Genomic DNA, 14,343 nt, shown 5'->3' with positions numbered 1-14,343 from the left:
TCAATGAACAAAGGGCTGAAAGGCTTGATGGTGTCTGTGATGTTGGTTTTTAGCGTATTTAGTTACGCAGAGAGCCTACCAAATAAATTAGAGAATATTGATTTTAGGGTTAATAAGGATAAAGACGCCGTCATTATCATTGAGCTAGCGACCAGCACCGCTGTGGTGGATGTTCAACGTGCTCAGGAAGGATTAAGTATCGAGTTGATCAATACTCAGGTTGATGATGACAAGCTTTACCTACTAGATGTAAAAGACTTCGCTACCTTGGTTGAAGGTATTGAAGTCTATAAAGAGACACCAAGCACTCGGCTTCTAGCGACGATTAGCAATAACTATCAGTATGAATACAATCTAAAGGGACGTTTTATTGAGGTGGTGATCAGCAAACCAGTTATCGATCAAGTGACCCAAGAAAAAAGCGTTCTAGAGAAAGAGGGCAAGCTGATATCGATTAACTTCCAAGACATCCCAGTACGAAATGTCCTGCAGCTGATTGCTGACTATAACGATTTTAACTTAGTCGTATCTGATTCGGTCGCCGGAAACCTCACTTTACGTTTAGATGGCGTACCTTGGCAGCAAGTTCTCGACATTATCTTGCAAGTTAAAGGATTGGATAAGCGCGTGGATGGCAATGTCATCTTGGTTGCGCCGAAAGCTGAGTTGGATCTTCGAGAGCAACAAGCGTTAGAAAAATCGCGTTTAGAAGAGGAGCTTGGGGAGCTTAAGTCGGAAATCATCAAGATTAACTTTGCTAAGGCCACCGATATTGCCGACATGATTGGCGGTGAAGGTGCGGTCAGCATGTTGTCTGATCGCGGTTCGATTACCATTGATGAGCGCACTAACTCTTTATTGATTCGTGAGTTGGAGGAGAACATTGCCGTGATACGAGGCATCATTGAATCCTTAGATATTCCCGTGAAACAGGTGCAGATAGAGGCGCGTATCGTGACCGTCACTGAGGGTAATCTTGATGAGCTTGGCGTGCGCTGGGGTGTTTCCTCGACCAACGGAAGCTTCACCGTTGGTGGTTCAATAGAAGGTAATCATCCATCACAAATCACACCGTATGACGATGATGGTGGCAACAGTGCAATTGATGACTACCTCAACGTTAACTTGGGGGCGACATCGCCGAATGCATCGAGCATTGCTTTTCAGGTCGCCAAGCTTGGGTCGGATACTTTGCTCGACCTTGAACTGTCGGCACTTCAACAAGAGTCGAAAGCTGAGATTATTTCTAGCCCACGCTTAATCACCACCAATAAAAAGCCCGCTTATATTGAGCAAGGTACTGAAATCCCTTACTTAGAGTCTTCTTCAAGTGGTGCAACGTCGGTCGCATTTAAGAAAGCCGTGTTGAGTCTTAAGGTGACACCGCAGATCACACCCGACAATCGTTTGGTATTGGATTTGAGCGTGACTCAAGATAGGCCAGGGCAAGTGGTAAAAACTGGAACCGGTGAAGCGGTCGCCATTGATACGCAAAGAATAGGTACGCAAGTACTTGTTAATAATGGTGAAACTGTCGTGCTTGGCGGGATATTTCAGCACAGCGTGAGCAGTACAGTGGATAAAGTTCCTCTGTTGGGGGACCTGCCAGTTTTGGGCGCATTGTTCCGTCGCAGCTATGAAAATGTGGGTAAAAGTGAACTACTTATTTTTGTCACACCCAAAGTTGTGATTCAGTAATGAACAATTAGATTAAAAATAAAGTTGCATTAGTGGCACCTAACCTTGATAATTTCGGGTCTTATCACGAATTATCTGTGAGGAATCGGTGCCACGGGCCTTTTAATTTCAGTACTTGTACTGACCTACCTTGTGGCGATGTCATTGAATTAACGTTGTAAATTACTGCTAAAAACATGGCTGAGAAACGCAATATTTTTCTTGTTGGCCCAATGGGCGCCGGCAAAAGTACAATTGGTAGACACCTAGCTTCCCAACTTCATATGGAGTTTCTAGACTCTGACACTGTGATCGAAGAGCGCACTGGCGCAGACATCGCATGGGTTTTTGATGTTGAGGGCGAAGAAGGTTTCCGTAAGCGCGAAGAATCTGTAATCAATGATCTGACAGAAGAACAAGGTATTGTTCTTGCGACAGGTGGTGGTTCAGTGTTGAGCAAAGAAAACCGTAACCGTCTATCTGCACGAGGCATTGTTGTATACCTAGAGACAACAATTGAAAAGCAACTTGCTCGCACTAACCGCGACAAGAAACGCCCTCTACTTCAAACAGACAACCCGCGTGATGTGCTAGAAGATCTAGCTGTATCTCGCAACGCACTATACGAAGAAGTGGCGGACTACACAGTTCGTACTGACGACCAAAGTGCAAAAGTGGTAGCCAACCAGATCGTAAAAATGCTAGAAGAACGTTAAGTTCATTTTTTCGGAGAGCAAACCCATGGAACGGATTACGGTCAATCTAGCTGAGCGTAGCTACCCTATCTCTATTGGCGCCGGGTTATTTGAAGACCCGGCGTACCTTTCTTTTTTATCAGGTAAGCAGAAAGTTGTTGTTATCAGTAATGTGACAGTAGCGCCTCTTTATGCTGATAAAATTTTATCGCTATTGGATCAAGTCGGCTGTCAGACATCTCTTCTCGAGCTGCCAGACGGTGAACAGTACAAAACCCTTGAAACGTTCAATTCAGTGATGAGCTACATGCTTGAAGGAAATTACAGCCGCGATGTGGTGGTGATTGCTTTAGGAGGTGGTGTTATCGGTGACTTGGTCGGTTTTGCTGCCTCTTGTTACCAGCGCGGTATTGATTTCATTCAAATCCCGACGACCCTTCTTTCTCAAGTGGACTCTTCTGTTGGTGGTAAAACCGCAGTAAACCATCCTCTTGGTAAGAATATGATCGGCGCTTTTTACCAACCGAAATCTGTGATCATCGATACCAACTGTTTATCAACGCTTCCAGAGCGTGAGTTTGCAGCGGGCATTGCTGAGGTGATCAAATACGGCATCATTTACGATGAAGCCTTCTTTGATTGGTTGGAGCAGAATCTAGAGAAACTTTATCAACTTGATGAAGAAGCACTGATTACCGCGATTGCTCGTTGTTGTGCAATTAAGGCTGAAGTGGTGGCTCTAGATGAAAAAGAGTCAGGAATCAGAGCGTTATTGAACCTAGGTCATACATTTGGTCATGCGATTGAAGCAGAACTAGGCTATGGTAATTGGCTACATGGTGAAGCTGTGTCGTCAGGCACTGTAATGGCAGCTAAAACAGCTCAATTACAGGGACTGATCTCTCAGCAGCAACTTGAGCGAATTATTTCTATACTCAAGAATGCGAAACTACCAATCCATACGCCAGAAAGCATGTCTTTTGAAGACTTTATGAAGCACATGATGCGCGATAAAAAAGTGCTGTCTGGTCAGTTGCGTTTGGTATTACCAACAAGTATTGGTACTGCTGAAGTGGTTGCTGATGTGCCTCAAGACATCATTAAACAAGCGATCGATTTCTGCCGTACTCTTTAAATTTGGTTGTGAGGTTGCCTAGCTAAACTCTAGGCAACTGAAGCGTTTTACTGATCGATCTTATCAGTAGGGATCCCCAATGAGTTTGGCTCATGAATTAAGAGTATTAGAGTTAGAATCTCAAGTTGAGCTGCTAGAGCGCTTACAGCTTTTGACTAACTTTGGTTCAAACCTTGTGACGGTGGCGGGCAAAGCTGGCTCTGGCCGATCTTGGTTGGCTCAGCGTTATCTTGAAGCATGGTCGACAGAAAAAAATCAGTGTTTACTGCTTTGTCATCCAAGCCAAGACGATCAACAACGCCGTGCGCTCATTCTTAGCCAAATTGTTTCTGATCCCCTGTTTAATCAACATGATTCTTTATCGGATAGCCTAACAAGGTTACTGGATGGAGAACCGTGTAATGTGGTTATCGTCGTTGATGATGCCCAACGACTTTCTGAGCTATTGGTATCCGAATTATGGATGTTGGTACTGGAAGCTCAATCAAACCCTCAATGGACGATCAATATCGTTCTCTTCTCGGAAATTGGCCATCTAGACACGCTACTAACACGTCTTAGTTACGGGCAACCACACAAGCCTATAGACCTCGAGATCGATGATCTTTCTCAACCAGAAGCGGAACATTTCTTTGAATCCTTAGTGATTCGATATGTTGATGATGAGTCTGAAACTCGCGTGCGACGTGCGTTTAATAAAGCGCAACCTTTGCCTGGCGAGTTAATGGCTTTAGGAGAATTGAAAGTGGAAAAAAGGATTATTATTCGCTCAATTATTGGCTCACCCATCAATATCGCGATTGTGGTGGCCTTGTTGTTGGTTTTAATTGGTGGTGGCTATTGGTGGATGTTCAGTCAACCAACCCCTGACGATAAAGCGCAATCACTTATCGCTCCCATTGAACAAACCGCTATCCCAACGTTTGAAGTGGAAAGTGGTACCGAGCAAGCTGGAATCGACGGAATGGACGATTCTGAAGCCGAAGCTGACATGAGTTATCAAGGTGCTGATGACGACAGCTCATCTTTGCCACCGACTGTCGTTGAAGATACCGCGAGTGTTGGAGAAGTCGAACAAGATCAGCAGCGTGTCGTAATCACCTCTGATGTGGTTGATGCCTTGCTTGATGATAAACCTGAAAGTGCCGATACCAGTGCGATTGATGCTGCTGTTGAAGAAAACACAGGTGCCGCGGTGAGTTCGCAATCAGATGCAGACAAAGTGGAGTCACAGCCTTCAGCCGATGAAGCAACAGACCTAACACAGTCCACGCCACCGACTAAGAAAATTACATTCTCATTTTCTCGCGAAGAGTTACAAGCTATCTCTCCGCGAGCTTATACTTTGCAGTTGAGTGCGATGACCTCATTGGACGACGTACAGTCTTTCATTGAAGAGTATGACCTTGAGAACAAGGTTCGTATTTACCCAACACTTCGCAACGACACCAAGTGGTTTATTATCACTTATCAAGATTACCCAACGATTCAAGTGGCGAGAGACGCGGTAAGTGCGTTATCAAAACCCCTTCAACAGTTGGAACCTTGGGCAAAATCGATGAATCAAGTGCATCGAGAGATAGAACGTGCGAAATAACCCTGAGCTTAGCCTCAAAATATGTTACATTCCGCAGCCTTATTTTTGAGTTGATAGATAGAGCAGTAAATGAAAAAGCAGCGTGCCTTTCTAAAATGGGCTGGTGGTAAATATGGCCTAGTTGAAGACATCCAACGTCACCTGCCACCTGCTCGTAAATTGGTAGAACCGTTTGTCGGTGCCGGCTCAGTATTTCTGAATACTGACTTTGAACAGTACCTGCTTGCAGATATCAATCCCGATCTTATCAACCTGTACAACCTGCTTAAAACCGATCCTGAAACTTATATCACGGAAGCGAAGCGCTGGTTCTGTCCTGAGAACAACCGTAAAGAAGCCTTCTTAGATATTCGCGCTGAGTTCAATGGTACAGATAACGTCATGTATCGTTCATTGGCTTTCTTGTATATGAACCGATTTGGCTTCAATGGCCTATGTCGTTACAACAAGAAGGGCGGTTTTAACGTTCCATTTGGTTCTTATAAAAAACCTTACTTCCCAGAAGCTGAGCTGGAATTTTTTGCCGAGAAAGCGAAAAAAGCCACCTTCGTCTGTGAGGGATACCATGAAACCTTTAGCCGCGCGCGCAAAGGCTGTGTGGTTTACTGCGATCCTCCATACGCACCACTGTCGAACACGGCAAACTTTACCTCTTACGCAGGTAATGGCTTTAGCTTAGATGACCAAGCTGCACTGGCGGATGTTGCTGAAAAAGCAGCGATGGAACGAGGCATCCCTGTCTTGATCTCAAACCATGACACCACCTTAACGCGCCGTTTATACCATGGTGCAGAACTGAACGTGGTCAAGGTTAAGCGCACCATTAGCCGTAATGGCGCAGGGCGCAATAAAGTCGATGAGTTACTGGCACTTTTTCATAAAGAGAAAAACCAGCAACACGCTTCAGAAGAATTGTAGCGGCCAACATAACCCTCGAACTCATTAAATTGAGTGACCAACGGGTACTTTCATAAACTAATCTTTCGAACTGCTAGGATCTGCTTAGTTGCTTAGGTAGAATTGCACACCAAGTAGTCTTGGAATTGAGTCTTGTATTTGTATATGAGATGTCACAAGGCGGTGATATTCGCAATTTACTCACTCTTAAGAGGTTTGGTATGAAAGATTTTCTAATCGCTCCATCGATTTTGTCTGCAGATTTTGCTCGTCTTGGTGAAGACGTAGAAAAAGTACTCGCAGCTGGTGCTGATGTTGTGCACTTCGATGTGATGGACAACCACTACGTACCTAACCTGACTTTTGGCGCGCCTATCTGTAAAGCGCTGCGCGACTACGGTATTACGGCTCCTATCGATGTTCACCTTATGGTTAAGCCAGTAGACAGCATCGTGCCTGAGTTTGCTAAAGCCGGCGCATCAATGATTACCTTCCACGTTGAAGCTTCAGAGCACATCGATCGCACTCTACAGCTAATCAAAGAGCACGGCTGTAAAGCGGGTGTCGTACTTAACCCTGCAACGCCGCTTTCTTGCTTAGATTACATCCTAGACAAAGTAGACATGATTCTACTGATGTCTGTGAACCCAGGCTTCGGCGGTCAATCTTTCATTCCGCACACGCTAGATAAACTACGTGCTGTTCGTAAGCTGATTGATGAGTCAGGCCGTGACATTCGCCTTGAGATTGATGGCGGCGTGAAGGTTGATAACATCCGTGAAATCGCAGAAGCGGGCGCAGATATGTTCGTTGCGGGTTCAGCTATCTTCAATCAACCAGATTACAAAGAAGTGATTGATGAGATGCGTGCAGAGCTTGCAAAAGTAAACGCATAATCGTAAAACTACAGATAGATTGAATATTAAGGGGCTAATTTGCCCCTTTTTTACGTCTTATAGCTCAACTCATAAGACGAACATAATAAATAGGAAAGTAAGATGTCATTAAGCTCAATAAAACTGATCGCCTTTGATTTGGATGGAACCTTGTTAGACAGCGTGCCTGATTTGGCCGTTGCTGCTGACCAAGCTTGTCAGGAGTTGGGTTTCCCTTCAGTGAGCGAAGAACAAGTTCGCGACTACGTAGGTAATGGTGCTGATGTTCTTATCGGACGTTCACTCAGCCGTAACTTGACGGTTGACCCAAGCCTAGAGCCAGAGCTACTGAAAAAAGCACGCATCCTGTTTGATGATTTCTATGAGCAGGGCGGTCACAAGCTAAGTCACCTTTACCCATCGGTTAAAGAGACGCTGGCTGAGCTGGATAAAGCCGGCTTCACTATGGCGCTGGTTACCAACAAGCCATCGAAGTTTGTACCAGACGTACTGGCGCAACACGGTATTGATAAGTACTTTGTTGATGTGTTGGGTGGCGACTCTTTCCCAGAGAAAAAACCGAACCCAGTCGCTCTGAACTGGTTGCTAGAAAAGCACAATGTAAAAGCGGAAGAGATGTTGATGGTTGGCGATTCAAGCAACGACATTAAAGCGGCTAAGAATGCAGGTTGTCACTCGTTTGGTCTGACTTACGGTTATAACCACGGCGAGCCGATTTCAGCATCAAACCCTGACTATGTCGCGGATAACGTCGCGCAATTACTAGATGTCGTTCTAGTTTCAGCATAAAGCGGACAAAAGTTAGCTAACCTACTAGCAAAATACTTATCAATGAGTACACTGGATGAGCCGTACAGAAGAGCTGTGCGGCTTTTCTATATTTAAGTTAAGAAGCTAAGCGTTCAATAAACTTAGCGAATAAGCAAAGGAATTAAAACCATGAGCAAGCCCATCGTATTGAGTGGTGTTCAACCATCTGGTGAACTAAGTATCGGTAACTACTTGGGTGCTCTACGTCAATGGCAACAGATGCAAGATGATTACGATTGCCAATACTGTGTTGTAGACCTTCACGCAATTACGGTTCGCCAAGACCCGAAAGCACTGCATGAAGCGACTCTAGACGCACTAGCAATCTGTCTTGCTGTCGGTGTTGATCCAAAGAAGAGCACGCTATTTGTTCAGTCACACGTACCAGAGCATGCTCAACTTGGTTGGCTTCTTAACTGTTACACGCAAATGGGTGAACTGAGCCGTATGACTCAGTTTAAAGATAAGTCTGCACGCCACTCAAATGACGTAAACGTAGGCCTATACGACTACCCAGTGTTGATGGCTGCAGACATCCTGCTTTACGGTGCTCATCAAGTGCCTGTAGGTAGCGACCAGAAACAACACTTAGAGTTAGCGCGTGATATCGCAACTCGCTTCAACAACATCTACGGTCCTGAAACGCCAATCTTCCAAGTACCAGAACCTTACATTCCAACAGTGAATGCACGTGTAATGAGCCTGCAAGACGCGACGAAGAAGATGTCTAAGTCGGACGACAACCGTAAGAACGTGATTACTCTGCTAGAAGAGCCTAAGTCGATCATCAAGAAGATCAACAAAGCGCAAACCGATGCAGAAACACCACCACGCATTGCTCACGATTGGGAAAACAAAGCGGGTATCTCTAACCTAATGGGTCTGTACTCTGCAGCGACGGGTAAAACGTTCGAAGAGATCGAAGCGCAGTACCAAGGCGTTGAAATGTACGGTCCGTTCAAGAAAGACGTAGGCGCAGCATTGGTTGAGATGCTTGAGCCGATTCAAGCTGAATATCACCGTATCCGTGCTGACCGTGCCTACATGGACGCAGTAATGAAAGCCGGTGCTGAAAAAGCCTCTGAACGTGCTGCAGTGACACTGAAAAAAGCATACGAAGCAGTAGGTTTTGTTACTCGCCCATAGGGTGAACTAACACAACTCGCTTGAGAATTTGAGCCCAAAGTAGCTGTTGTTTACTTTGGGCTTTTTAATGCCCATTCCATTTACCTTCCTCGAAAACCCCTTGTTTGAATTGATAATTTACGCAGTATCTGACTAGCATATCTATCATGTTAATGCTGTGCAGATGATCTTATTTGGTACCCTCAAGCTTTATAAAATTACACTCGTTTCTATATATGTTGGAAATATATAACGTGCCAAACAATTGATGATTCCAAAGTGATAAGTTCCTCATTTTCTTGCCAACTGACTTATTCCTTTCATAAATAAACCTGATAGTTACCACAAAATACATGACTGCCCATAGATGGCAGTGACTATAACTCGATGAACTCAGGTGAAACGGATGGCTCTTTTACACAAACCTTCATTGCTAGCAGTGGCAATTGGTAGCTTGTTAACTACAAGCGCACACGCTGATTTGTTTATTTCACAATATGTGGAAGGCGGCAGCTATAACAAAGCGGTTGAGATTGCCAATAGTGGCGATAGCAGCATTAGTTTAGATGGTTACTCATTGGCGAAATCTGCCAATGGCAACGGATCATGGGGTGCCACTTTACCTTTAGATGGACACGTTTTAGCACCCGGTGAAGTACTCGTGGTCGCACATTCTAGTGCGAGTGATGAGATTAAAGCTCAAGCTGACATCATTAATGCCTCTATCGCCAATCATAATGGTGACGACCCGCTGGCTATCTTGAATTCAGACGGCTCGGTACATGATGTTGTTGGTTTGATGGGCGATGTGGACTGGGGCAAAGATGTTACTTTGGTTCGTGCGACACAAACACCTTCTGCGACGTTTGATGCTTCACAATGGGTATCGCTACCAAAAGACAGCATTGAAGGCCTAGGTTCACTAGACAGCGTTGAACTGCCAGAAGCGTTCACTTGTACACAAGATGGCTCTGACCCAGTATTCACCACCATTCAAGAAATCCAAGGTGAGGGCGCTACATCGCCATTCATCGATGGCTACCCGTACATCACCGACGATGAATATTTCGTAAAAGGTGTGGTAAGTGCGGTAACAACAGGCCTAACTAAAGGCTTCTACCTGCAAGCACTTGAGGATGATTTCAACTCAAGCACTTCTGAGGGTCTATTTATTCATACCAACCAGTCGAGCTCAGAGCTAGTAGCCGGTGATGTAGTGTGTGTGAAAGGCAAGGTTCAAGAATACTACAGCCACACTCAGCTGAAAGTAGAAAACAACCAATGGCTAAAACAGGGCGAGCAGCAGGCACCTGAAGCTACGGCGATTGAAGTGCTAGACAGTGACGAGAACTTCGCTGCAACGCTTGAACGCTACGAAGGCATGTTGGTGAAAACAACCGAAGCGCTTGATATGCGTGTGACGCGTACCTTTGGTTATGACTACGCAGGTCGTCGTAACAACATGGTACTGGCGCATGAGCGTATTAACATGCAGCCGAACCAGCTTTTCGCCGCGGGATCTGACGAAGCGAAGCAGCAAACTGAAGACAACGCAGACCGCCGTCTTTTCGTTGAAACCGATCAAAAAGCGGCTGATGGACAAGTCCCTTTCTACCCAGATTTTGGCCGCACTGATATCGACCAAGATGGTTCAACAGAAGATTACATCCGCATTGATGACACCATTGTTGGCCTAGAAGGCGTGCTGACTTACAGCTACGGTGAGTACCGTTTAATTGCGACTAACCAGATCTCGGCTGAAAACTATGTGCGTAACGATCCGCGTACCGACAAGCCAGACATGGATGAAGGCGACCTACGTATTGCGACCTTCAACGTATTGAACTATTTCAACTCTCCATTTGGTGGCGACGCGAATCAGCACGGCAATAACCGTGGCGCGAACACCATCACTGAGTTTGAGATGCAGCAAGAGAAGATTGTGAACGCGATTCTTCGCTTAGATGCAGACATCATTGGCTTGATGGAAATTGAGAACAATGGCTTTGGTGAAGGCTCTGCCATTCAGCAACTTGTAAACCAACTGAATGATCGCATTGAGCGTAAGAAAGACCGTTATACCTTTGTGGCTGTCGACTCGAACGAAGACGGCGTAACCGACGAGATGGACTCGATTGGTACCGATGTAATCACAACCGGTGTTATCTACCGTAAGAAGGTGGTTAAGCTTAAAGACAGCCGTGTTATCGCGATGCCAAGCCAACAAGCACCAGAGGTGTTAGACGATTCAGGCAAGGTGATTGAAGACGGTAAGAACTACCAACGTGACTCATTGGCGCCAACCTTTAAAGTTAAAGGCACCAAAGAGAAACTCACCGTAGCGATCAACCACTTTAAATCGAAAGGCTCTAAGTGTTGGGAAGATGCTGCTCCGATTGAGCAGGGCGGCCAAGGCGGCGTTGATGCCGATAAGCAAGGTTCATGTGAGAACTTCCGTGTTGCTGCGGCGGTTGCATTAGGTGAAGCGCTCGATGGCATCAAAGGTCACAAAGTGATCCTGGGTGATATGAATTCGTATGGCATGGAAGATCCAATGTTGGTGCTAACGGATTACTCTGAAGAGAAATACGGAAAGCAAATTAAAGCGGCGCGTAACACTTACATTGATGGTGTTGAACAGTTTGGTGATAGCGGTGCGGTGATTACTAAGAACTACGGTTACATTAATGCTGTAGCTCAAAAGCACCCAGACAGCTGGAGCTACTCATACAATGACGAAGTGGGCGCACTGGATCACCTGTTGATCAGCGAAAGCCTGAAAGATAGGGTTGTCGATGCTACCGATTGGCACATTAATGGTGGTGAATCGACGTTGTTTGACTACAACGAAGAGTACAAAGGCGATCTGCCTAAGTACCAAGATCACTTCCGTTCATCGGATCATGATCCTGCGGTTCTTGAGTTAAGAGTCGGCGGTTCATTCGGCTTGGGTGCATTGATGTCATTGTTTGGCCTGGCAATGTGGCGTCGTCGCAAGTAGCTAAACTGTAAGTAGATTGGCTTGCCATACAAGCAAGCCAATTCAGATAACTTAACGCTATCTGTAAACAATTAAGGTCAACCTAGGTTGGCCTTAATTATTGGCGAAATGCAGTTTCCACTTGCCTTTCGCTATGGGTATTGCACAATACCGCCCCTATATCTCCCAATCCTTTAGTATTTAGCAAACGATTTCGACTCATGTTACTTATCATCGATAACTACGACTCCTTTACTTATAACTTGTATCAGTATTTCTGTGAGTTAGGGGTAACTGTAAAAGTTGTACGCAACGATGAGATTGATATTGCGGGCATCGAAGCACTGAATCCTAGTCACCTTGTTATCTCGCCGGGTCCTTGTACACCGGATGATGCGGGAATCTCTCTGCAAGTTATAGAACACTTCGTTGGCAAGCTGCCGATCTTAGGTGTGTGTCTTGGTCATCAAGCCATTGCTCAAGTGTTTGGTGGTGAAGTGGTGAGAGCCAGACAAGTGATGCACGGTAAAACCTCGCCAATACGCCACAATGGCAAGAGTGTTTTTCAAGGTCTCAATAACCCTCTGACTGTGACACGTTACCACTCACTCGTGGTGAAAAATGGCACGCTACCAGACTGCTTTGAGCTGACGTCTTGGACGGAGTTTGAAGATGGCAGCATGGATGAGATCATGGGTTATCAACACAAAACCTTGCCGATTGATGCGGTGCAATTTCACCCTGAATCGATTAAAACAGAGCAAGGACACCAGCTTCTCGCTAACTTCCTAGCACGCTGAGTGTTTAAATTTGACTCTTTCTCCGTCTAAATAAGCCAGTTTAACGTATTCCATTACCCGTTAAGCGTTTAAATTCGGGCGCTACGCGTCTTCATCCCTCTGACGCCGATCACTTTTTATAACATTTCTCCCTCGTCAGGCTAAGTTTTTAGCCTATGCAAAATTATTCGCGTTATTTCGTCTCGAACCCAATATACCGCAATGCCAGTAAGGCTTTGCTGTTGCTGGTTATACGTTTAGGTAAAAAAAGCTTCATAAAACAGATTAATTGATGCATAAATAGTCATAGGTAGTGACGTTTAGCTGGTTGTAAGGGATGGCTAAAGAATAATCTACTATTGAAAAGGTTAATTAAATGTAAATATAATGCTGCAGCGGGATTATGGCGAGACAAAATATCTTTGTCTCACTTATGAACCATTACGCTTATTTGCGAAGCTTGCGGTATCGAGAAGGAATGTACGATGACAGTGGAAAATAAAGTAGAACGTAGTCTGTTTAATGAGGTGATGGTGCCTTGTTATAACCCAATGGAAATGATCCCAGTAAAAGGGGAAGGCGCACGCGTTTGGGACCAACAAGGCCGAGAGTATATCGACTTTGCTGGTGGTATCGCTGTGAGCTGTTTGGGTCACTGTCACCCAGCAATGGTTAATGCTGTTACCGAGCAAGCAAACAAGATTTGGCACCTAAGTAATGTAATGACTAACGAACCTGCACTGCGTCTAGCGAAGAAGCTAACTGACGTATGTTTTGCAGAAAAAGTATTCTTTGCGAACTCTGGTGCAGAAGCGAACGAAGCAGCACTTAAGCTAGCTCGTCGTTGGGCTGCGGATGTTCACGGTCCTGAGAAGTCTGAAATCATTGCATTCAAACAAGGTTTCCACGGTCGTACTTTCTTTACTGTAACCGTTGGTGGTCAAGAAGCTTACTCAGATGGCTTCGGTCCAAAACCTGGCGATGTAACTCACCTACCTTACAACGATATTGCCGCTCTAGAAGCGCATATCTCTGATCGCACTTGTGCCATCATGATGGAACCTCTGCAAGGCGAGGGCGGTATCATCTCTCCAACGGCTGAGTTCGTGAATACGGTTCGTGAACTGTGTGACAAGCACAATGCATTGTTGATTTTTGATGAAGTACAAACAGGTAATGGTCGTACTGGTAACTTCTATGCTTACCAAGGTCTGGGCGTGACGCCAGACATTCTAAGCACAGCGAAGTCTCTAGGTGGCGGTTTCCCTATCGGCGCAATGCTGACGACGTCTGAACTGGCTACACACCTTAAGGTTGGTACGCACGGTTCTACATACGGTGGTAACCCACTGGCGTGTGCGGTAGCTGAAGCAGTGGTTGACGTAGTTAGCCAACCTGAGACTCTAGAAGGCGTAAAAGAGCGTGAAGCGCTATTCCGTGATGGTCTAACTAAGATTAACGACAAATACCAAATTTTCAGTGAGATTCGTGGTAAAGGCCTATTGTTAGGTGCTGCACTGAATGACGAATGGCAAGGGCGTGCGCGTGACGTATTAGTAGCAGCAGGCGAGCAAGGCCTAATGGTACTGGTTGCGGGTGCAAACGTGGTTCGTTTTACTCCATCACTGGTTATCACTAAACAAGAAATTGAAGAAGGTTTATCAACACTAGACAAAGCAATCGCTACGCTAGTTTAGCCTGAGCGGCGTCATAGGAATGATCGCCATTAGAGCGATCTCATGACGTACTGCT

Annotated in this window: 11 protein-coding genes; all 11 read left to right on the top strand. The window is 45.4% G+C overall.

What is annotated here, in order from left to right; genetic code table 11:
* The first annotated feature begins 3 nt into the window (after nucleotides 1-3).
* The 11 genes from AB4371_RS09715 (at nucleotide 4) to AB4371_RS09665 (ending at nucleotide 14,288) form a co-directional block, all read left to right on the top strand.
* Nucleotides 4-1,698, top strand: a complete 1,695-nt coding sequence (locus AB4371_RS09715; RefSeq protein WP_372149559.1) for a type IV pilus secretin PilQ — start codon at nucleotides 4-6, stop codon at nucleotides 1,696-1,698.
* Nucleotides 1,699-1,874: 176 nt separating this feature from the next.
* On the top strand, nucleotides 1,875-2,393 hold the full coding sequence (gene aroK, locus AB4371_RS09710) for a shikimate kinase AroK (protein WP_017061125.1): 519 nt from the start codon (nucleotides 1,875-1,877) through the stop codon (nucleotides 2,391-2,393).
* Between the two features lie 25 nt (nucleotides 2,394-2,418).
* Nucleotides 2,419-3,507 carry a 3-dehydroquinate synthase gene (aroB, locus tag AB4371_RS09705; RefSeq protein WP_017061124.1) on the top strand — a complete coding sequence of 363 codons (1,089 nt, stop codon included), beginning with the start codon at nucleotides 2,419-2,421 and terminating at the stop codon, nucleotides 3,505-3,507.
* A gap of 79 nt (nucleotides 3,508-3,586) precedes the next feature.
* Complete coding sequence (locus AB4371_RS09700) at nucleotides 3,587-5,104, top strand: AAA family ATPase (protein WP_372149541.1); 1,518 nt, start codon at nucleotides 3,587-3,589, stop codon at nucleotides 5,102-5,104.
* 69 nt (nucleotides 5,105-5,173) lie between these two features.
* A complete protein-coding gene (locus tag AB4371_RS09695) occupies nucleotides 5,174-6,022 on the top strand; it encodes a Dam family site-specific DNA-(adenine-N6)-methyltransferase (RefSeq protein WP_017061122.1) in 849 nt (282 codons plus the stop codon).
* Between the two features lie 200 nt (nucleotides 6,023-6,222).
* Nucleotides 6,223-6,897 carry a ribulose-phosphate 3-epimerase gene (gene rpe / locus AB4371_RS09690; RefSeq protein WP_010435263.1) on the top strand — a complete coding sequence of 225 codons (675 nt, stop codon included), beginning with the start codon at nucleotides 6,223-6,225 and terminating at the stop codon, nucleotides 6,895-6,897.
* Nucleotides 6,898-6,999: 102 nt separating this feature from the next.
* Nucleotides 7,000-7,686 (top strand): phosphoglycolate phosphatase, encoded by a 687-nt coding sequence (locus AB4371_RS09685; RefSeq protein WP_017061120.1) that lies wholly within the window; start codon nucleotides 7,000-7,002, stop codon nucleotides 7,684-7,686.
* Nucleotides 7,687-7,836: 150 nt separating this feature from the next.
* On the top strand, nucleotides 7,837-8,853 hold the full coding sequence (trpS, locus tag AB4371_RS09680) for a tryptophan--tRNA ligase (protein ID WP_016796005.1): 1,017 nt from the start codon (nucleotides 7,837-7,839) through the stop codon (nucleotides 8,851-8,853).
* A 385-nt stretch (nucleotides 8,854-9,238) separates the two neighbouring features.
* The gene (locus tag AB4371_RS09675; protein ID WP_372127630.1) at nucleotides 9,239-11,833 is read left to right on the top strand and encodes an ExeM/NucH family extracellular endonuclease; all 2,595 of its coding nucleotides are present in this window, start codon (nucleotides 9,239-9,241) and stop codon (nucleotides 11,831-11,833) included.
* Between the two features lie 200 nt (nucleotides 11,834-12,033).
* Nucleotides 12,034-12,612, top strand: coding sequence for an aminodeoxychorismate/anthranilate synthase component II (locus tag AB4371_RS09670; RefSeq protein ID WP_009848915.1), 579 nt, complete (start codon nucleotides 12,034-12,036; stop codon nucleotides 12,610-12,612).
* Nucleotides 12,613-13,076: 464 nt separating this feature from the next.
* Complete coding sequence (locus AB4371_RS09665) at nucleotides 13,077-14,288, top strand: aspartate aminotransferase family protein (RefSeq protein WP_102393035.1); 1,212 nt, start codon at nucleotides 13,077-13,079, stop codon at nucleotides 14,286-14,288.
* Nucleotides 14,289-14,343: the final 55 nt, after the last annotated feature.

It is taken from the genome of Vibrio sp. 10N.261.51.A3 (assembly GCF_041471965.1).
Classification (GTDB): Bacteria; Pseudomonadota; Gammaproteobacteria; order Enterobacterales; family Vibrionaceae; genus Vibrio; species Vibrio crassostreae_C.
Note: the sequence above shows the minus strand (reverse complement) of the source record. Positions and strands in the feature narration are given on the sequence as shown.